Source organism: Fibrella aestuarina BUZ 2 (assembly GCF_000331105.1).
In the GTDB taxonomy this organism is placed as follows: Bacteria; Bacteroidota; Bacteroidia; order Cytophagales; family Spirosomataceae; genus Fibrella; species Fibrella aestuarina.
In genome coordinates, this window is the sequence record NC_020054.1 from 2,693,540 (window position 1) to 2,714,653 (window position 21,114).

Sequence of the window (21,114 nt, forward strand, 5' to 3'; positions counted from 1 at the left end):
TTTAGGTACGTTGGCTATACTTCGGCCGGTTCTTCCTGATGAGCCGGTACGGTCGCTTGGTTGCCTTTGCGGAACCACTTGTCGCGGACGCGCTCGTTGATCCAGTAGAGGCAGGGCACAATCACCAGCGTCAGGACGGTCGAGAAGGTCAGGCCGTAGATGATCGTCCAGGCCAGGATGTTCCAGAAGACCGAAGAGGCCCCGCCGATGATCAGGTTCGCGTCGAAGTCGCGGAAGAGGCTCACGAAGTTCATCGAGATACCAAACGCCAGGGGCACCAGACCGAGTACCGCCGCCGCTGCCGTCAGCAATACCGGCGTCAGACGAGTGCCGCCCGCTTCGATGATGGCCTCGCGCGTCGGGATGCCCCGGCCGCGTAACTCTTCGATAAACTCGATGAGCAGAATGCCATTTTTTACCACGATACCCGCCAGGGCGATAATCCCAACGCCCGACATGATCACCGAGAAATCTTTGCCCGTAATCATGAAGCCGAGGAACACACCAATCAGCGACAGCAAAATCGTGGTGAAGATGATGAACGGCTTGATCACCGAGTTGAACTGCGTTGCCAGGATCAGGTAGATCAGCAGAATGGCGATGCCGAAGGCCGACACCAGGAAGTTCATTGACTCCTGTTGGTCTTCCTGCTCACCACCCATGCGGATGCTATAGCCGTTGGGTACGTCCATGTCGTTGACCAACTGCTGGATCTGCGCTACAATCTGGTTGGCGTTGTAGCCCGCCACCACGTCGGAACTGAGGGTAACCACCCGCTCCTGATTCTTGCGGTTGATCTGGCTGAAGGTCGTCGAATACTGCACGTCCACGACCGAGGTCAGCGGTACCTGCCGCAGCGCGCCGCCCGAGTTCATGTCGCGGTACACGATGTTCTGGCTCAGCAGCCGCTCAATCTGGCCACGGTTGTCTTTCTTCAGCCGGAGCATGATCGGGTATTCGTCTTTCGGGTCGCGGAACTTCGAGATTTCCGTACCGAACAGGGCCGTACGGATGCTAAAGGCCACCTGCTGCGAGCTGATGCCTTCCCGCTCCGCCTTGTCGCGGTTGATGTTCAGGACAATCTCCGGCTTGTTGGTCACGAGGTCCGACTTCAACTGCTCGATGCCTTCGATGCCCGCCTGCTGAATACGCTGACGTACCTGCTTCTCCAACTGTTGGAGCGTGGCAAAATCGTCGCCCGCAATCTCGACCGCGATGGGTTTACCCGTTGGGGGGCCGTTGCTTTCGCGCTGCACCGAAATTTCGGTACCGGGAATGCCCTGCATGGCCACTCTGACCTTCGACAGGATGGAGTCGGTCGGGAGGCCGTCGCGGTGCTGCGAGCCTTTGAACGCGACCGTCACCTTCGATTTCTGGGGCGTGGCGTTGCGGTCGGGGTTCTGTGGGTCACCGGCGTTTTTACCCACGTTGGAGATCACCGAGTTGACGGCCGCCATCGCGTTGTTGTCGTTGAGGACCTTGTACACCCGCTTCTCGATCACCTTCGTCAGTGAATCGGTCACTTTAGCGTCGGTGCCCTGAGGCATCTCATTGTAGACGTAGATGTAATCAGGCTCACCACTGGGGAAGAAGATTACCGTCGGGGGGAAAACACCCATCAGCAGGAACGTCATCACCAGCAAACCAAAGGCCGCCGCCACCGCGCCCACCGGCCGCCAGCCGACGAGCAGGAACGAGATCAGGCGCCGGTAGCCATTTTTTAGCTTCGGCAGCAGATTTTCCTGGAACGGTACGATCAGGTACGGCGTCAGCACATAGTGGTTGAACACATACAGCACGATGAACAGCACGAACAGGTTGCCCAGCCCCCGGTCCATCACGTACCCAATCACGGCCAGCACGGTCATCACGATCAGCGGCCGTTTGATGGCGTCGAAACCCTGGTTGTCTTCGTGGTGATCGTCGTCGTGGCGGTTCATGAACGACACCGCAAAGACGGGGTTGATCACGTAGGCCACAAACAGCGAGGCGAAGAGCGTCAGGATGAGCGTCAGGGGCAGGAATTTCATGAATTCGCCCACGATACCCGGCCAGAATAGCAGCGGGAAGAAGGGCGCGATGGTTGTCAACGTACCCGAGAGTACGGGAATGAACACCTCACCGGCGGCTGCTTTTACGGCCTGCTGAATCGTCCAGTCTTTGTTCTGGTTGAAAAGCCGGTGCGTGTTTTCGATCACCACGATGGCATCATCGACCACCAGGCCCAACCCGAGCAGGAAGGCAAACAGCACGATCGTGTTCAGCGTAAAGGCCGTGCCCACAATTGGCCCCAGAATGGGCATCAACACGAAGGCCACCAGCGCCGAGAGCGGCACCGACAGGCCCACGAAGATGGCGTCACGCACACCCATGAAGAACATCAGCACCAATACCACGAAGATGAAGCCCAGTACCACCGTGTTTACCAGGTCATTGACGTCTTCTTTCGTCCGCTCCGACTGGTCAGCCGTGATCTTGATGTCGAGCCCCTGCGGGAAGCGGTCGGCTTTGTATTCTTCGATCGTGTGCTCGATTTTCTCCGATGCCGACAGCAGGTTGGCCCCGGCGCGCTTGATCACGTTGAGGGTCACGACCGTCTTGTTGTCGAGGCGGGCGAAATCCTGCTGCTCTTCGAAGCTGTCCTGCACGTCGGCCACGTCGCCCAGGCGCAGGGTTGCGCCGGTTGCGGTGCGGATCTGCAACTGCCGGATCTGATCGACGTTGGTAAACTCACCTTTCACGCGCAGCGTGCGGCGCACACCGTCCACGTCGAGGTCACCGCCCGACACGTTGATGTTTTCGCCCTGAACGGCACTCTGAATGTCGTAGAACGCCAGGCCCGACGACTGCATCCGGGGTAGATCCACGTTGATCTGGATCTCCCGTTTCAGCGCACCCACGATGTCGACCCGGCTAATTTCGGGCATGGCCTCGATGGCGTCCTGCATGTCTTCGGCGTAGTCCTTCAGCTGGTTCAGCGAGAAGTTACCGGCCAGGTTGATGTTCATGATCGGGAACTCCGAGAAGTTCACGTCCTGCGCCGTTGGGCCGCTGTCGACCTTCTGCGGCAGGTCGCGTTTCGCCTTGTCGATGGCGTCACGGACCCGTTGGAGGGCTTCGGGCACCTGCACGTCGGGGTTAAACTCGACGGTGATGAGCGAGAAGTCCTGCAAGGCGTTTGATTTCACCCGCTTCACGCCGGTGATCGACTTGATCTGCTTCTCAATCGGCTTGTTGATGGTATTCTCGATATCGGCGGGTGCCGTACCGAAATACACCGTCTGCACGATGATCGTCGGGATCTTGATGTCGGGAAACTGCTCTTTCGGCAGGTTGTTGTACACAAACAGCCCCCCCAGCGTAATGAGGATGGTGAAAATGTAGACTGCCGTCCGGTTCTCGACGCACCAGTTGGTAAAGCCGAGGGTTTTGTAGTCTGAAAAGCGCATGCGCTTGTTGGGGTTTACTGTTCAAGGTCCAACGTCCAAGGTTCAAAATGGCTCTGAACATTGAACGTTAAACCTTGAACTTAAAATGAAATGGCCTGTCCATCCGTCACTTCCTGGTAGCCTTGCGTGATGAGCTGGTCACCAGTGCTCAGGCCCTGCTTGATCTCAATCTGGCCACCATAACTCTGGCCCGTCGTTACTTTGCGGGCCTTCGCCACGCGCTTCCCGCCCTCGTTGACAGCCACATAGACGAGCTGTCCGTTCTCCGTATTCTGAATCAGGTTCTGGTTAATGACAACGGCATTGGGCGTCGAGGCATCGTTGATTTTAACCTGCGCCAGCATGTTCGGTTTCAGGTCGCTACTCGACGGCAGCGGAGCCTCGATCGTGAAGGTGCGGCTCAGCGGATCAACTGAAGTCGACACGAAACTGATGCGGGCGTTCAACTGCCGGTTGATGTCGGGGAAGTTGATCTGCACGGCGTCGCCTTTCCGAACGGTACCTGCATACGTATCGGCTACTTTCGCCACCACTTTCAGTTGCGAGAGGTTCACGATCCGCACGATACCCATGCCCGGTGCGGCCGTCATGCCCACCTTCGCGTTCACCTGATCGACCACACCCGAGATCGGCGCCGTTACGTTCGACTGCCCAATCTGCGCCTTGATGGTAGCGATGCGGCGCTCCAGCGACTCTTTGTTGCTCTTGGCCTGCAAGTACTGCAACTCGGTGCCGATCTGCTGCTTCCAGAGGTTCGCCTGCTTTTCGTAGACCGTGTTGGCCAGTGCCAGCTGCGTCTGCACTTCGTTGAGCGACTCGCGCACGATCTGATCGTCGAGCTTGGCAATCACCTGCCCGGCCCGCACCGGCGTTCCTTCCGTCACGTACATGGCCGTGATGGTGCCACCGGCTCCTTTGGGTGACACCTGCACGTTGTTCTTGGCGTCGATCGAGCCCTGCAACTCCACAAAGTGGCGGAAGGTCGTGGCCGTTACCGGCGATACGGACACCGCTTTTACTTTGGCTTCTTCCCGCTTCACCGGGTCCAGCTTGGCCAGTTCGGTTTCCAGCGTCTTGATCTTGGCGTTCAGGTCGCCCTGCTCTCCTTTGAGCTTGGCCAGCTCTTCTTTCTTGGTTTGAAGATCGCTCTTCTTCTCCCCACCGCAACTCGTCAGCAACGTACCTGAGGCGGTCGCCGCAAGCAAGAATATGGTTAAATAGGTATGTTTCATGGTTCTTTCAAATGTATAAGGGACAATGTATAATGAACAATGGGCGCTTGACGGCTGGCTACATTGTACATCATACAGTGTGCATTGTACATTCTGATTTATTGTCCGATGTATAGCCGACCCAGTGCTTTATCCTGATCCACCTTGGCGATGAGGAAATCGTATAGGGAGGCGAAATAATTGGTTTGGGCTTCGCGAAGCGAGGTTTCAGCGTTCAACACCTCGATGTTGGAACCGACGCCTTCTTTGTACTTGATTCGGGTAACGCGTACAATTTCCTGAGCCAGGTCGCGGTTGCGTTGCTGGGTTTGCAGCGTCTGAAACCCGTTGTTGAGCGTGATGCTCGACTGCCGGATTTGCAGGTCGATGGAGTTCCGCAGCAACTCGCCGCTGTTCTGTGCTTTCTGGAGCGTAATTCGCTTCTGCGCGATCTGGTACTTTTTCAGGCCACCATCGAACACCGGAATTTGCAGGCTCAACCCCGCCGTCGAGAAGTTGGGGTAAGGCGTTGTAAACATCTGCCCGATCTTACTCCGGCCGTTGTTGTAGCCGTAGTTGACAAACGCCGAAAGCGTAGGAAAATAACCTTTCTGCGTGCCTTCGATGTCGAGTTGGGCCAGCTTGATCTGCGTTTCGAGCGTCGAAAACTCAATCCGGCTGCTGTACTGGAACGTCGGGTCGGGCGCAATCAATTGCCGCAGTTCGTCGAGGTTCCGTTCCTGAAGCTGTTCCGTCAGGGCGATATCGTCATTGACACTCAGGCCCATCTGAAACTTCAGCAGCGCGTAGCTTAGCTGAATCAGGTTCTGCACGTTCTGCCGCTCGGCCCGCAGGTTGTTAGCCTGCACTTCAAGGCGTTGCACGTCGAGCTTTTCCACGAACCCCTGTTTGTTCAGGGCGTTGGTTTCGCGCAGTAGCGTGTCGAGCCGCCCAATGTTCAGATCGAGCAGTTTGGCCCGTTCCTGAGCCACCAATACGCCATAATAGGCTTTTGATACCTGTTCCGCCACGGTAATCTTGGTGGCCTGAATGGTCCGTTGAGCCAGTTCACGATAGGTGGCGGCAGCCCGCAGGCCTACGTTCAGGCTGGCGCTGTAGAGCAACTGATTCAGCGTCGCCGAGGCGTTGGCCGAATACGGCACCCCAAACTCAACGGCAATGTCGGGGGCATCGGCCGGTGCTGTTGGGTTGAACGTCTTGGCTGGTAAAAAGGCCCGCTGAATGATCAGGTTGTCGGTAAACGAACCGCTGATGCTGATCTGCGGCAGGGCCGAGGACTTCACCTCGCGAATGCGCGCTTCAGAGCTGACCGCGTCGAGCTGGCTGTTCCGCACATTGACGTTTTGCTTAACGGCAAAGTCGATGGCTTCCTGCAAGGTAAACGGCTGTCCCGAACCTGACTGCCCGTTGGGGTTAAGGCCCGTTGGTGCCGGGGCCAGGCCCGAGTTGATCGTTGCGGGTACGTTGGCCGGTTGTAGATTGACCGGCGTGTTCGACACGCCCGGTTGAGGGGTGCCGGGTAGAGTCGAGGGCTGCGACGGCACCACGGCCCCCGTACCGGGTGTGCCGGGTTGCACGATAACGGCCCCCGTGCCGGCAGGCTGTTGGGCACTGGGTTGTTGGCCACTAGGGGCGCCGCCGGTAGGCTGTTGCCCCACCGATGGCTGCGTGGGCACCGTACCCGCAGGTACCTGTGCCATAGCGATGCCCAGCGTCGAGGCGCTCAACCAACCCGCCAGCAGCCAACCCGGTAGCAAGCGAATGGTATTATTTGTTTTCATAGATACTCAGGTTGTACTCGTTCACTTTTGTTTTTAATGCCTCATAACTAGCCAGCCCGCTCGCCGACAGAATGCCCCGGATGTAGTGGTCGAGGAGCTGATCCTGGGTGGTGTACACATCCCGCTGGTGGGGAAAAACGCGCTCATCGAAGCCAAGCTGTATCAACTCAATCCGTAGCCGGGCCATCGTCTCAATGTCGAAATCGGACCGGTAAAGTCCCTGCTCCACGCCGCGTTGCAGGTTGTCGATCAGGTCTTTGGTGATGTGGTTTTCCTTGTGTTTCAGAAAGACCTCCCAGGCTTTGGGGAAGTAGCGTTGTACATCCAGCAGTAAACTCGGGTTGACTTTGTCTGCGTGCTGACGCATCATGTTGGAGGCCAGCACAATTTCTTCGATGGGATTTAACTCTTTTTCTTTCAGCCGACAGTAGTCGTTTTGCTCATGGGTCATGTGCCATTCAACGACTTGATAGACAATGTCTTCCTTGTCGGTAAAATGCTGATAGATCGTCTTCTTGGAGATGGCCAGCCGCCGGGCGATGTCGTCCATCGTAATCGTCCGAACGCCATATTTCCAGAAGAGCCGTTCTGCTTCAGCCAATATCTTTTCTTTCATTGCATGGGTAATCAACTTGGGTGTCGTTACGCATGGAACGGGGGAAACTATCGGATGGTTCGCAGCTTCCTCCGTTTTTTAGGGCATCTTTGAAAGATTAAGGAAGAACTATGAATTGTAACATCTGGGCCGTTAGCTGGCCGGTGCGGCAGCCCCTTTTTAACTCAACATGTCTGATGCCTAACTGCCATCTATACCCATGATTCTCATCGTCTGCATCAGCCTCTATCTGCTGTCCAACATTGCCATTGGCGCCTGGGCGGCGCGGCGCGTCACCACCACGCAGGACTTTGTGCTGGCGGGGCGGGGACTATCGCTGGCGCTGGCTACGTCGGTCACGTTTGCGACCTGGTTCGGCTCGGAAAGCATCATGGGAGCCCCGGCCAAGTTTGTCGAGGGAGCGCCGGGGGGCGGGGTGTTGAGCATCATCGAAGAACCGTTTGGATCGGCGTTGTGCCTGTTTCTGGTCGGTGCTTTTTTTGCCCGACCTTTATACAACGAAGGTATTACCACCTTTTCCGACTACTTCCGGGTTCGGTATGGGCGGTCGGCTGAGTTGATGAGCGCCCTCATCGTGATCCCGTCGTATTTCAGCTGGATTGCCGCGCAGTACATCGCCATCGGCATCGTGCTCAACGTCGTGATTGGGATTCCGATGGCGTGGGGCATTGTGGTAAGTGCCTCGATCGTGATGATTTATACCTTGCTGGGTGGTATGTGGTCCATCTCTATCACTGACTTTCTGCACAACCTGATCATCATTCTGGCGCTGGTGGTGCTGGCCGTGGTGCTGTATCCGCAGGTGGGCGGTATTGGGGGCGTGGTGGCCCGGATGCCCGCCGGGTTCTTTCAGTTTCTGCCCAGCAGCAATGTACCGGCGGCGCACGAACACGGCTGGGCAACGTACCTGGCCGCCTGGATGACGATCGGGCTGGGCAGCATTCCCCAGCAGGATATTTTCCAGCGGGTGATGTCGGCCAAATCGGCGTCGGTGTCGGTGCGGGCGTCGTATCTGGCCTCAGGGCTCTACCTGACGGTAGCGGCCCTGCCCCTTTTCATCGCCGTGGCAGCCCGCCTGCTTCACCCCGACCTGGCCGGTGCCGATGAACAAAGCCGACAACTGATCATCCCGAATATGGTGATGCGGCACGGTAGCCTGCCCTTGCAAATTCTGTTTTTCGGCGCACTCACGTCGGCTATCCTGAGCGTATCGAGCGGCGCGATTCTGGCCCCCGCCACGGTCTTTGGCGAAAACATCGTGAAGTTTTTCCGACCCAACCTGACCGACGTTCGCCTGTTGCGCACCATACGCTGGGCGATCGTAGTTATCTCGGTCATTTGCGTAGGCATGACGCTGGGTCGCTCCACCAGCATTTTCGATCTGGTGGGCGAGTCGTCGGCGTTTAGTCTGGTATCGCTGTTTATCCCACTGGCGGCAGGTATCTATTGGAAACGGGCCAACCTGCCCGGCTGCCTCTGGTCGATTATGCTGGGGTTCGGCGTGTGGCTGCTCTGTCTTTGGCTGGGTACGTCCTTCCCGCCGATGCTCTGGGGCCTGATCGCCAGCACGGTGGGGATGGCAGTGGGAAGTTTATTCATGGGTGAAAAGCCAAGGGAAAGCTGAACTCCTTTGGGCTGCGTCCGCGTTCAGCAATGGGTTCGCCTGACCGGCCAATTCTTGGCTCGGTCCGTATATGGGTTGCCTGGGATAATGCCAGGGCACCTTTCGCGGAGAAACTACCAACAAATACACACTCTTTTTCATGAAACTACTCTACTCGTATTTGCGCCGCTATTGGGGCCTGCTGATTCTGGCGCTGGTGCTGGCGGCGGTCAATCAGGTATTCTCGCTGCTTGACCCGTACATTTTTCGCAAAATCATTGACCAGTACGTGGTGAAGCCTGGTGGTTCGCTACGGGACGTCAATTTCTGGGGCTTCCTCGAAGCAGGGGCGGGCTTGCTGATTTTGCAGGCACTGGGCGTGGCAATGGTCAGCCGGATTGCCAAGAATTTTCAGGACTACTACGTCAACGTGATCACGCAGCGGCTGGGTGCCCAACTCTACACCGACGGCCTGCGGCACTCGCTCGATTTGCCCTATCAGGTGTTTGAAGACCAGCGGTCGGGCGAAACGCTGGGTAAACTCCAGAAGGTCCGCACCGACGTGGAGAAGCTCATCCAGTCGTTTGTCAACGTGCTCTTTACGTCCATCGTGGGCATCATCTTCGTGATGTGGTACGCCGCCACGGTCTACTGGCCCATCGCCCCGGCCTACTTCCTGACCATTCCGCTGCTGGGCTTTGTGAGTTCGTTGCTGAGCAAAAAAATCAAGAAAGTACAGCAGACGATTGTAGCCGAAACCACCGCGCTGGCCGGATCAACCACCGAAAGCCTGCGGAACATCGAACTGGTGAAGAGCCTCGGGCTGGCGCAGCAGGAAACCGAACGGCTCAACAGCACGACGGGCAAGATTCTGAAGCTCGAACTGAAAAAGGTGCGCTACATCCGGTCGCTGTCGTTTATTCAGGGCACGTTCGTCAACCTGCTCCGCAACGCCATCATGCTGTTGATGCTGTTCCTGGTGGTGCAGGGCGACATCACGGTGGGTGAATTCTTCTCGTTGTTCATCTACTCGTTTGCCATCTTCGGGCCACTGCAGGAGCTGGGTAACATCATCAATATCTACCGCGAAACGGAAGCCTCGCTGGCCAATTACCAGCAGATCCTCGACACGCCCCGCGACGTACGCCCCGCCCACCCGAAAAACATCGGTACGCTGCAAAAACTGGCCTTCGCCGACGTGCATTTCAAACACCTGACGGCCAGCAACCCCGCCCTCGACGGCATCACGTTCGACGCCGAAGTGGGCGAAACCATCGCGTTTGTCGGGCCGAGCGGTAGCGGAAAAACCACGCTGGTGAAGCTACTGGTGGGCCTGTACCCGCCGCTGAGCGGTCAGATTCTGTACAACGACGTACCTGGCGCCGAGATCGACCTTGACCAACTGCGCGAACAGATCGGTTTCGTCACGCAGGATACTCAGCTTTTTGCCGGCACCATCCGCGAAAACCTGCGCTTCGTGGCACCCAACGCGACGGACGAACAGTGTCTTAACGCCCTGCATCAGGCCGCGGCCGACTCGCTGCTGGCCCGTGCGCCACAGGGGCTCGACACGGTCATTGGTGAAGGTGGCGTGAAGGTATCGGGCGGCGAAAAACAGCGCCTGAGCATTGCCCGTGCGTTGTTGCGGAACCCGTCGCTGCTGGTCTTCGATGAGGCCACGTCGGCCCTCGACTCGCTCACGGAAGAAGAAATTACCAACACCGTCCGGAAGCTGTCGGGCCTGCACCAGCACATTACCATCCTGATCGCGCACCGCCTCAGCACCATCCTGCACGCCGACCGCATTTTCGTGCTCGAACGCGGCCATATTGCCGAGCAGGGACGCCACGAGGAATTGCTGGCGCAGAAAGGCCTGTATTACGCCATGTGGCGGCAGCAGATCGGCGAGCGCAAGGGCGGTACGGCTACCCCAATACCCCAACCGAAAGACGGCGTGCTCACACAGGCATAGGCCGGTTGCTGTTCTTCAGGCGAAGCGCATTGTCCGTCGTTGCCTGGGCTACCTCTTCGACCGACGTACCCAGCAACTCGGCCACGCGCCCGGCCACGTAACGTGTGTAGGCGGGTTCGTTGCGTTTGCCCCGGAACGGGATGGGGGCGAGGTAAGGCGCGTCGGTTTCGAGCACCAGATGCTCGAGGCCAATGTGCGGAATCACCTTGTCGAGCCCACCATTCTTGAAGGTAGCAACGCCGCCAATACCGAGCAGAAAGCCCATCTCGATGGCACGGTGGGCTTCGTCGAGCGTACCGACGAAACAATGGAAAATGCCCCGCAGGCCCGGCAGCGCCAGTTTGTCAATCAGATCGGCGGCTTCCAGCATGGCATTGCGGTCGTGCCCCGACCGCGTGTGCAGCGACACAAACAGGCCGCGCTCGGCGGCCCAGCGGAGTTGCGTTTCAAACGCCATGAACTGCTGCGGTACGAAGGTCATATCCCAATAGAAATCCAGCCCGATCTCGCCGACGGCCAGGAAGTTGGTCTGCGCCAGTTGTTGCTCCACAAAGGCCAATTCCGTTTCGACCGTCTCGCTCACGTAGGTCGGGTGCAGGCCCATCATGGGCAGGCAGCGGTTGGGATATTGGTGGGCGAGGGCCATCATGCCAGATACGGTCTCGGCGGCGCAGTTGGGCATCCATATTTCCGAAATGCCCTCCGCAAAAGCGCGTTGCAACATATCGTCGCGGGTGCCCTGCGGTTGGCCATCCACCATCCGGTCGGCGTCAAATTTCTCGTCGTAACTGTGCGCGTGTGTATCAATCAGCGAAATCATACTGCAAAGGTAGGGGTGGTGAGTGTTGTTTGACGGTTAAGGTTTAACCTCAAACTCAACTATACGCTCTCCCTTTCCAGCGTATGGGGATGGGGAGGAGGTAGTAGAGAAACGACAACGTACCCAGCCCGATCTGGCAGGGCTCGTAGAGGAACAAGTCGGGCCAGCGGTGGCCTTGCCCGGTACGGTGTAGGGTCCAGAAAGCCACGCCTGTCTGGAACAGCCACTTCGCCCCATAAATGCACAGGGCTGTTTTGGGGGCAAATAAGGCGACAGCCAGCAGGATCGGCACGAGCAGGTATTGAAACAGGACGCCACCCAGCAGCGGGATCGGCAACGAAAAAGCGCCCTGCATCCAGCGTTTGCGCTGTTGCAGGTACGTACCCAGCGTGGGCGTCGGCAGCGTTTCGGCCAGCACGTCGGGGCGGAGGCGATGGGCATGCCTGTAGCCTTTGGCCACAATGGCCTGAAAAAGCGTGTAATCTTCCACCACCGAAAACGGAGGCCCCGCAAACCCACCCACAGCGTCGTAGGCTACCCGCCGCACGGCCATGTTGTTGCCCGACCCGGTGAGGGGTAGGCGCAGGTACGTGGCCAGTTGGATAAGGCCAAACGCCAGCAGCCAGTCGATGGCTTGTAGTCGAGCCCAAAAGCTTGTTCCCTGCACCAGCGTCGTGCCCGTGACGATGCCTGTATCCGGGCCAAACTCGGCCAGCAGGCCCGTCAGCCAGGAGGGCGGCACCCGCACGTCGGCATCGGTGATGCACAGCAGCTCGCCCCGCGCCTGTTGGGCCAGTTGGGCCAGCACGTTGGCTTTGCCGTTGAGCCGGGCCGGAACGTCCGTTGGCTGGGGCCGGACGTCGATCAGGTGAACGTGTGGGTGGCCCGCGACGAAACGAAGAGCCACGAACGCCGTTTCGTCGGTCGATTGGTCGTTGCCAACCAGCACTTCGTAGCGGTCGGTGGGGTAGTCGAGGCGGGTCAGGGCCGTCAGGCAGTCGCCCAGTGTATCGGCTTCGTTGCGAGCTGCCACCAGTACCGACACAAACGGCAGGGCAGGCTCAGACATAAGCCGGTGGGCGGGTCGGCAGCGGCGTGATGGGCAGGTCGATGGGCAGCGCCTTGAATTGATACCCTAAACGGGCAAATTCATCCAGGTAGCGGGGCAAAACGTAGTGCAGGTTCGGCCACGCCTTTATGCTGTCGTGAAACACCACGATCGACCCCGGCTCGGTGTACTGGATGCTCTTTTGCAGCACCGTTTCTTTCGCCAGCGTACGGTCGAAATCGCCGGTGAGCACGTCCCACATCACCACCGTCAGGTCGGCCCGGATACCTGCCGCTTGGCTTTTTTTGATCTTTCCGTAGGGAGGGCGGAAGAGGGGCGTCGGAATACCCAGTTGCCGCTGGCACTTACGGATGTTGGCCCAATACACGTCATCGTGGGTTTTCCAGCCGTTGAGGTGGTTAAACGTGTGATTGCCGATGAGGTGGCCCGCTTCGATGATTTTGTAAAACACGTCCCGGTGCTTACCCACATTGTCGCCGATGCAGAAAAACGTAGCCTGCGCCGCATACTGCTCCAACTGATCGAGCACAAACTCCGTTACGCCCGGAATGGGGCCATCGTCGAACGTCAGATAAATCGTCGGTTCGGCCGGGTCCGCGTCGAGCCGCCACCAGAAATCGGGGTAGACTGTGCGAAACAGGAAGTTCGATTTATGCAGAAACAGGGACATGGGGAGTGAAGAATGAATAATGTATAATGAATGATGTACAATGAATGATGTCCGATGCCTCAGCATGGAGGCACAATGGCTGAATGTCAACGGTTGTGGCTAATTATCGGCCAGTCAATGTACCGCAGCGGCTAGGTGCCCCCGGCGGACCGCATTATTCATCATACATTATTCATTATACATTACTGTAGCCGTCTGCCTTTCCAGATAACGCCGGGTTGCTGGGCGGCGAGGCCGAAAAAGACGACGTAAAACGGGTAAATCAATTGCGTGGCGGGTATCCACCACAGGGCCGATCGTTTCCGCAAAAAGAGTAGGACCGACACCAGAAACAACCATTCGGGGACAATCTTCAGCAGAATAACAGCCAACGCCGCGTCTGCTGAAACAGTCCCCAACGCCCAGCCGGCCAGTGCCAACAGCGGCGTGAGATTACACAAAAAAACAACTACCGCCAGCATCGTCGGGAACAGCGAGGTATACGTGCGCCACTTGCCCGCCCATCGTTTGCGCTGCCGGTAGAAGGCAATGAGTGACGCATGCGCCGCCGTCTCGACGATCGCGTCCCGGTCTTTCAGGAACCGCACGCCACCGGGATACTGCGCTGCGATCTTGTGCATCAGCAGTTCATCATCGCCTGACGCCACCTGATCGATGCCCGAAAACCCACCCACGTCCCGAAAAACCGCTTTCTGGTAGCAAAGGTTAGCGCCGTTGCACATGGTGGGCCGGGCGTGGGCCATCGTGGCCGCGCCAGCCCCAATCAGCGAGGCAAATTCCACCGTTTGTAAAGAGCCAAAAACGGAGCGATCGGTTGTAAACGTGACGGGCCCGCTCACGAGTTTGGCCCCGCTCCGTGCCTGAAACCGGGCGATTGTGTTGAGCCAGCGCGGGCCTACCCGGCAGTCGCCGTCGGTCGTGACGATCAACGTACCCGTGGCCCGCTCGATGCTCTGGGCGATGGCCCGTTTTTTGGGCGAGGCTACCGTGGGGTCGTCGGCCAGTGCCAATACCGTGAGCGGGTAAGGAGCCGTTTGAGCAAAGGTCTGGGCGAGGGTAACGGTCGCGTCGGTCGAGGCATCGTCGGCAACGATGACCTCAAAGTTTCGGTAGGTCTGCTGGTTCAGGTCGGCCAGCAGATTGGGCAGGTTGGCCGCTTCGTTCCGCACCGGAATCACCACCGTCAGTGATGGAAGTGAGGCGGGGTCGTTGGATGCCGCCGTTGGCATGGGCAGCCATTGCCAACCCCAAAACAACCACAATGTACCAAGCGCATACGTACCCGCCAACGCCCACAGAAACCAGATCATGGGGTAAAGGTAAGCAGGTGCGAAAAAGAAGAAGGCGGGGTGGCCGCGTCAGCAGGTTCTTTTCCCATTCAATAGGTCGGGATGGCGGGGATTGTCTCTCTAGTGTTTCGGTAGAGTACTAACACAACAAGACCATGCAGGCACAGGCAGCTCCCCAACTGAAGGCTCACGAACTGGATACCCTTCGGGAAAAAATCAACGACATCCGCATTACGATGATGACCACGCAGGAGCCCAACGGTGATTTTCACACGCGCCCCATGGCGACCCACGAAATGGACCCCGACGGCTCGCTGTGGTTTTTCGCCTACGACGACAGCAACAAAGTTCGGGAGATCGGTCGGAACAGCCGGGTGGCCCTTGGCTATTCCGACCCCGGCCCTGAAACCTACGTATCGCTATCAGGCCGGGCCGAAGTCTCGAAAGACAGGGCCAAGATCGACGAACTCTGGAACGATGGCCTTAAAACGTGGTTCCCGAATGGCAAAGACGACCCCCGCATTTGCCTGATCAAAGTAAACGCGCACGCTGGCGAATACTGGGACCGTCCCGGCGGAAAGATGATGACCCTGTTTGAGATGGCCAAAGGCGCACTGACGGGCCAACCCGATTCGTCGGGACGGAATGAAAAGCTGGGCGACGAGCCTCGATAACCGACTCGGTTAGGCGAGGGCGCGGCTCATGGCATCGCCAATCTGTTCCAAAGCAGCTATCTCCTCCGCGGGGAAGTCATACGGAACGGGTTTGGCGATGCCGAGTGTGCCATACAGCGTGCCGTCGAGCAGCAGGGGCAGGGCAATGGAGCCTTCCACTTTAGTGTCGCGGGCGGCGGGCCGAGCCACACCCGATTCGTCGGTTTGCAGGTTGCAGAGCTGCACAGCTTCGCGGCGTTCGGCGGCAATACCGGCCATGCCTTTGCCAATCGGAATCTGGCTGATTTTGGGCAGTAAAAACTCGGGCATCCCGGCGTAGGCCACCAGCGTGAGCAGCCCCGTTTCGGGGTCGAGGCGGTGGATGGTGCCGGTGGTGCAATCGAACGCCTGGAGAATCTGATTGAGGGTAGCCGTCCAGTCGGGGGCGGTGCCGGTCGATGTCAGCGCGTCGAGTATGGGCTGAATGTTCGTGGTTGTCATCAGGTACGTTGGCTCACCCGTTGGGCAAGCATTTGGGTGTTTACGTAGCGAGTAAAGGTACGAACGGCCGTTTAACTACCGGTCCAATCGGGGCGGGTTACGCTATGGGCGACGCAACCGATCGTTGCTGGTTTTCGTATGGACGGCTAAATCGACGAAACCCCGTACGACCATGAAAACCCTCCTCCTCGCCGCCTCGCTGATCCTGACGACGGCCCTTGCTTCGTGCAAAAAAAGCGACGATGCTGCTCCTGCAACCACGACGACAACCGCCGACGATGTGAAACCGGTGTTGACGACAGGTACGTGGTCGGTAAGCCTGTATCGGCAACGCACCGAAATAAAGACCGCCGATTATTCGGGCATCACCTTTACGTTTTTGGCCGATGGTACGCTGACAGCCACCGAGAAAGGGAAGACTATCCGGGGTACGTGGACCTCGACGCCCGGCGGCGTAACGTACTACGGCGCGGCCCCGTCGGTTGCTACGCTGACCATCAACCTGGGCAAGGACAAACCCTACGACCGCATCAGCCAAAGCTGGAACGTCAACGCTGCCACCGTGGCGAGCAACATTAAACTTGATTACAAAGAGCCGGCCGACGACGAACACCTCGAATTGGTGCGATGAGGGGTCGCAAACCGGGTTCCGAAGCCAGCTGTAAATGAGTTATCTTGCATCAGCAACATTCCGGCGCTCGCTGCTGTTGTTTCGCTGATGCTCTTCGATAATCACAATCGCCCAATTACGTACCTGCGGCTGGCCGTCACCGACCGCTGCAACCTGCGCTGTTTCTATTGCATGCCCGAGTCGGGGATTAAGTACCTGCCTAAACACCAGGTGCTGACCTACGAGGAGATGGAACGGATTGTGGCGGTGCTGGCCCGGATGGGCGTGTCGAAGGTGCGGCTGACGGGTGGCGAACCGTTTGTGCGGGCTGGCCTGATGCCGTTTATGGAGCGCCTCGCCGCCACGCCCGGTCTGAGCGAGCTGCACATGACTACCAACGGCGTGCTGACGGCACCGCACGTGGCCGAGATGGCCCGCCTGGGTATGAAATCGGTGAATCTGAGCCTCGACAGCCTCGACCGGGCGCGTTTCCACGAGATCACCCGCCGTGATGAGTTGCCCGCCGTGCTGGGTACGTTGGCTAAGCTGCTGGATCATAACATCCGGGTGAAGATCAACGCCGTGGTGATGGATGGCAAAAACATCGATGACTTGTACCCGCTGGCCGAACTGGCCCGCACGCAGCCGATCGACGTTCGGTTTATCGAAGAAATGCCGTTCAATGGGGAGGGTAACCACTACCCCAAACTGACCTGGACGCATCAGCGCATTTTACAGGAACTGCGCACGTTTTACCCGGACTTACAAGCGCTACCCGCCGAACCCCACGCGACGGCAGCGGTGTATCAGGCACCGGGCCATGTGGGTACGTTGGGCGTGATTGCCGCTTACACGCGTACCTTCTGCGGCTCCTGCAACCGCATCCGCCTGACGGCACAGGGTACCCTCAAAACTTGCCTGTACGACAACGGCGTACTCGACGTACGGGCCTTACTCCGCTCCGGCGCAACCGACGCCGACCTGACAGCGACCTTCCTGAAAGCCTTTGCGCACCGCCCCAAAAACGGCTTCGAAGCCGAAGCCAACCGCCCTGAAGTGAGCGAATCCATGGCTACGATTGGAGGTTAAGAATTGATAATGGATAATGAACAATGTACAATGGCTTGCGCAGGCTCACTCCTCAGTCATTGTACATTGTTCATTATCCATTATTCATTATCAGTTCTTAACTCATCTCGCCTACGCCGGCGCGTTTGCCTTCTTTCAGGACGTTGATGAAGGCCTGGTTGAAGGCCGGGATGTCGTGGGGGTTACGGCTGGTGATCAGGTTGCCATCCGTCACCACTTCGCGGTCGACCCAGTTAGCACCGGCGTTGCGCAGGTCGGTTTTGATGCTGGGGAATGACGTAATTTCTTTCCCGCGCACCACGTCGGCTTCGATCAGCATAATGGGCGCGTGGCAAATGGCGGCTACGGGCTTCTTCGCCTCGAAGAAATGCTGCACAAACTTCACCGCTTTGGGCTCCTGCCGCAGGCTGTCGGGGTTGATGACGCCACCGGGGAGCAGCAGCGCATCGTATTGAGCCGGGTCAGCACCGTCGAGGGGCAGGTCGGTCGGGAAGGTGTCGCCCCATTCGGTTTCATCCCAGCCCTTTACCTCGCCCTGTTTGGGCGAGATCAGGTGCGTCTGAAAGCCAGCGGCTTCCAGGGCTTTGCGGGGTTCGGTCATTTCGACCTGCTCGAACCCGTCGGTGAGCAGAATCGCAATCTTTTTTTCAACGCTTCCGTCGTCTTGTCGATTTTCCATGATGTTGAGTTTTATTTTTCTCCATATAACCAAAGCCCCATCGAAGAGTTGGAAAATACTAGCGGGTAGCCAGGATATTGGGTTGGCTATCTTTAAAAAACTCAGGCAGCTAGGGAAACCTCTGATAAGGGTAAATCCGACGTTGCTATGCGAATGTGGGTTGGCGGCATCCCGCGAGACCCCATTATGGGTGTGGAAGTGAATCTGGGCTACCTGTTCAGGTGAGTTCAGCCGCTAAAACGTCTTTCAACACCGGCAAATATTCTTCCCAAACCGAACTTTGCCCAAATCGCTGAATCAATTCGGCCAGTCGGTCAACGAGGGCGGCACGGTTTTCAATAATGGCTGGTGCCTCTTGGGTGAAAGCTAAAAAGGCACCCATTGCTTTGGCTGCTTCGTAACCAATCGCTTCATCGCTGCTAAATAGTTCGGCCAGTTGGCGTGCATCGTCAACCTTCGCCCCGGCTTGCTGCCAGTATTCATTCCGACAATACGTTAAGGTCAGATTATATGCCGCCATCGCTCTTTGTAACGCGATGGGGGGATCGTGGGCAAAGGCTTCTGACTCGTTGAGGGCTTTGAGGTCCTCGTACTTGCGCTCGGCGGCAGGCAGGTTCTTGTCGTCCCCGTAGTATTTGGTCAGATTATATGCCGCCATCGCTCTGTGTAACGCGATGGGGGGATCGTGGGCAAAGGCTTCTGACTCGTTGAGGGCTTTGAGGTCCTCGTACTTGCGCTCGGCAGCAGGCAGGTTCTTGTCGTCCCCGTAGTATTTGGTCAGATTGACTGCCGCCCTCGCTCTTCGTAACGCGATGGGGGGATCGTGGGCAAAGGCTTCTGACTCGTTGAGGGCTTTGAGGTCCTCGTACTTGCGCTCGGCAGCAGGCAGGTTCTTGTCGTCCCCGTAGTATTTGGTCAGATTATATGCCGCCATCGCTCTTTGTAACGCGATGGGGGCATCGTGGACAAAGGCTTCTGACTCGTTGAGGGTTTTTACTTTCTGGTAATGCCGTTCTTTGTCAGGTACTTGAGAGTCTGTATGTGCCAGATTGTATTGCCACTGCGACCAATACAGAGCATCCTCAGCCGATGCCGATTGAGGAAGGTCAGTCAGCGTCAGGCTGGGGATAGCCGTTGTGGCAAAGTAGGGGTAAAAGTCCTCCACGGCCATCCAGCACATCCACCATACGTCACTGGCCTTCACGCTCCACGCAGCTTGTAGTAATGATTCGGCTTTTTGGCGGCCATTTGGCTGCCTCAATAACTCGGTAAGCTGTTTTAAAACAAAGTACTCGCCGACCAGATCGGGCTGTAGACCTGCGTATTCGACGGGGCTGTTTACGGCATCACGTACTACTGTGGCCATTCGCTCGTAAAGGTCTGAGTCAATCTGTTCCGGGAGTCCAGCGATTGCCGTCGCGTATAAATCATCTATCTTCTCGGCTGGAATTCCCCGCGCCAGCGTAGCCAACATGAGCAGGTTTTTGTGTGCCTGTCCATTGTGTTGGTAGCTAGGATGTTTTTTCCAAAACTTATCTTCGTATCGCTTGAGCAGGTTAGTCAATAATTGCTCAACATTCCAATGCCGTATATCCCCGTCGGCGGCCAGAGCCAACCCGACCAGAAAGGCGAAGAGAGGGCGGCGCTCAGGGTCCAGATCGGCCAGTTTAGCTAGCGTCTCATCTTTGTCGGCGTGCAGCGGTCCTTTCCCCTCTTTCTGGTACACTTCGGTAATAATATTCCAGATGCGTTCATCATCAAACGGAGGTAAGTCGAGAAGGGGATGATCAATACCGCCATACCGGCTTTGGTGTATGGCCGGGTCATTCTCAAAACCAGCCCACCAGTCTTCACGAGTTTCCCGTTCCAGCAACAAAACCCGAACTCGATGAGGCAACTGTCTGGCGCAGCGTTGCAGGATACCCAGCATATCCTGTACAGAAGACGCATAGGCCGCCACGTAGTCGATGACAATAAGCGTGGGGCGAGTAGGTCGCCATCGGCTCCAGCCTACAGCCTGCGCGAAACCACCTTCCAGATCACTCTTTTCCAGAAAACCGATGTGATAGCTTAGCCCACTCATGGTCTGGCAAAACTCAAATGCCAGCCGACTTTTGCCCATACCCCCCGGCCCCGTCACCATCCACCATTGAAAAGGCTTGTCTGGCTGGCTATTCATAAACTGCAACAGGGCTTCCATCTCCGGCTCGCGACCCAGAAAGGTGGTATGTTGCAGGTGGTAGTCGAGTAACTGATTGCGCGGCTGTTTGCTGAGATCATAAACCGGCAGGGTTAGGACAGGCTCCTGACGTTCATTAAGCTGACCAAGCAAGGCCTCAAAATCGCGCCGGTATGCACGAAAGTCGATCCCCTGCTTTCGGTGGTATTCCTGCATCAGTTGCAGGCTGTGCAGCACCTGTCGAAGTAAGTCGAGGCCTGTTTGCTGATGACTGGCAATATCGCCCAGCGCATCGGCTAGCTGATCGAGCTGTTCGCGCGTTCGGCGGCTGTCGAGGGCGCACTGCTCTAACAACGCTATCGAGTACCCTACCTCCGTATTATGGTCGCGTTTAAGCTCTTCCAGAAAGTACAACCCCAGTTTCTTTTCCAGGTGAATGACCAGCCAGGCAAGCAAATGCTGGCTCCGGTCGGTTGATAAGTCGGGGGTATAGGCCTGTTCGCTCCGTTCGTTCAGTAGTTGCTCTACGAAAGCGGCCCTGTCATGCACGTACCTATCGATCAGATTATCTGGTAAGTCGGCACGAGAAAGTTGGTAGGCTAACGAAGTGAAGTATCGCCCAATTTCTACACGCTCCTTTTTAGAAATCGCCTCTGGCTGCGAGCCTATATAATCAGCAGCCAATTGCTCCGGCGCGCCCTCCAACGCGGCCCGGAAGGCTTTCTCAACGTTGTGATTAATGCCAAAGCCCGACAAAGCCCGCACATCTTTCCAATAATCGCTGGTGCGGTTTCCTGCCAGGCTTTGCAATTGAGCGCAGATGCTGTCAAGGTTATCGCTGCGGAGGCCACACGTTGCCAAAAAACCAGCCAGTTCCGGGCTGTGGGTCAGGTGTTGTGCCG

Annotated in this window: 16 protein-coding genes; 5 read left to right on the forward strand and 11 right to left on the reverse strand. The window is 57.4% G+C overall.

The features are described from left to right. Positions 1-14 precede the first annotated feature (14 nt). The 4 genes from FAES_RS10995 to FAES_RS11010 form a co-directional block, all read right to left on the reverse strand. Positions 15-3,449 (reverse strand): efflux RND transporter permease subunit, encoded by a 3,435-nt coding sequence (locus tag FAES_RS10995; RefSeq protein WP_015331282.1) that lies wholly within the window; start codon positions 3,447-3,449, stop codon positions 15-17. Positions 3,450-3,529: 80 nt separating this feature from the next. Continuing rightward, complete coding sequence (locus tag FAES_RS11000) at positions 3,530-4,681, reverse strand: efflux RND transporter periplasmic adaptor subunit (RefSeq protein WP_015331283.1); 1,152 nt, start codon at positions 4,679-4,681, stop codon at positions 3,530-3,532. A gap of 98 nt (positions 4,682-4,779) precedes the next feature. Further along, on the reverse strand, positions 4,780-6,462 hold the full coding sequence (locus FAES_RS11005; RefSeq protein ID WP_015331284.1) for a TolC family protein: 1,683 nt from the start codon (positions 6,460-6,462) through the stop codon (positions 4,780-4,782). After that, positions 6,449-7,078 (reverse strand): TetR/AcrR family transcriptional regulator, encoded by a 630-nt coding sequence (locus FAES_RS11010; RefSeq protein ID WP_015331285.1) that lies wholly within the window; start codon positions 7,076-7,078, stop codon positions 6,449-6,451. Before FAES_RS11010 ends, FAES_RS11005 begins: the two co-directional genes overlap by 14 nt. A gap of 202 nt (positions 7,079-7,280) precedes the next feature. On the opposite strand from FAES_RS11010, the gene FAES_RS11015 reads away from it, so the two are divergent. Both FAES_RS11015 and FAES_RS11020 read left to right on the forward strand, forming a co-directional pair. Continuing rightward, a complete protein-coding gene (locus FAES_RS11015; protein ID WP_041258825.1) occupies positions 7,281-8,702 on the forward strand; it encodes a high affinity choline transporter 1 in 1,422 nt (473 codons plus the stop codon). Between the two features lie 139 nt (positions 8,703-8,841). After that, positions 8,842-10,653 (forward strand): ABC transporter ATP-binding protein, encoded by a 1,812-nt coding sequence (locus FAES_RS11020; RefSeq protein ID WP_015331287.1) that lies wholly within the window; start codon positions 8,842-8,844, stop codon positions 10,651-10,653. On the opposite strand, the gene FAES_RS11025 is transcribed toward FAES_RS11020, so the two are convergent. The 4 genes from FAES_RS11025 to FAES_RS11040 form a co-directional block, all read right to left on the reverse strand. Next, positions 10,640-11,473: a TatD family hydrolase gene (locus FAES_RS11025; protein ID WP_015331288.1), complete on the reverse strand. Its 834-nt coding sequence runs from the start codon at positions 11,471-11,473 to the stop codon at positions 10,640-10,642. The genes FAES_RS11020 and FAES_RS11025 overlap by 14 nt on opposite strands. A gap of 55 nt (positions 11,474-11,528) precedes the next feature. Further along, the gene (locus FAES_RS11030; protein WP_015331289.1) at positions 11,529-12,542 is read right to left on the reverse strand and encodes a glycosyltransferase; all 1,014 of its coding nucleotides are present in this window, start codon (positions 12,540-12,542) and stop codon (positions 11,529-11,531) included. Next, the gene (locus FAES_RS11035; protein WP_051054071.1) at positions 12,535-13,212 is read right to left on the reverse strand and encodes a polysaccharide deacetylase family protein; all 678 of its coding nucleotides are present in this window, start codon (positions 13,210-13,212) and stop codon (positions 12,535-12,537) included. Before FAES_RS11035 ends, FAES_RS11030 begins: the two co-directional genes overlap by 8 nt. Before the next feature lie 182 nt (positions 13,213-13,394). Then, complete coding sequence (locus FAES_RS11040) at positions 13,395-14,522, reverse strand: glycosyltransferase (protein ID WP_015331291.1); 1,128 nt, start codon at positions 14,520-14,522, stop codon at positions 13,395-13,397. 134 nt (positions 14,523-14,656) lie between these two features. Here FAES_RS11040 and FAES_RS11045 point away from each other — a divergent pair, with 134 nt between their 5' ends. Continuing rightward, positions 14,657-15,175, forward strand: a complete 519-nt coding sequence (locus FAES_RS11045) for a pyridoxamine 5'-phosphate oxidase family protein (protein WP_015331292.1) — start codon at positions 14,657-14,659, stop codon at positions 15,173-15,175. A 9-nt stretch (positions 15,176-15,184) separates the two neighbouring features. On the opposite strand, the gene FAES_RS11050 is transcribed toward FAES_RS11045, so the two are convergent. Then, a complete protein-coding gene (locus tag FAES_RS11050) occupies positions 15,185-15,655 on the reverse strand; it encodes a GAF domain-containing protein (protein WP_015331293.1) in 471 nt (156 codons plus the stop codon). Positions 15,656-15,827: 172 nt separating this feature from the next. Here FAES_RS11050 and FAES_RS11055 point away from each other — a divergent pair, with 172 nt between their 5' ends. Beyond that, on the forward strand, positions 15,828-16,286 hold the full coding sequence (locus FAES_RS11055) for a hypothetical protein (protein WP_015331294.1): 459 nt from the start codon (positions 15,828-15,830) through the stop codon (positions 16,284-16,286). A gap of 87 nt (positions 16,287-16,373) precedes the next feature. Then, on the forward strand, positions 16,374-17,354 hold the full coding sequence (gene moaA / locus FAES_RS11060) for a GTP 3',8-cyclase MoaA (RefSeq protein ID WP_015331295.1): 981 nt from the start codon (positions 16,374-16,376) through the stop codon (positions 17,352-17,354). A 97-nt stretch (positions 17,355-17,451) separates the two neighbouring features. Here moaA and FAES_RS11065 read toward each other — a convergent pair whose 3' ends face one another. Further along, positions 17,452-18,033, reverse strand: a complete 582-nt coding sequence (locus tag FAES_RS11065) for a type 1 glutamine amidotransferase domain-containing protein (protein WP_015331296.1) — start codon at positions 18,031-18,033, stop codon at positions 17,452-17,454. Positions 18,034-18,250: 217 nt separating this feature from the next. Beyond that, positions 18,251-21,022, reverse strand: a complete 2,772-nt coding sequence (locus FAES_RS11075; RefSeq protein ID WP_148289340.1) for a P-loop NTPase family protein — start codon at positions 21,020-21,022, stop codon at positions 18,251-18,253. Between the last annotated feature and the right edge of the window lie 92 nt (positions 21,023-21,114).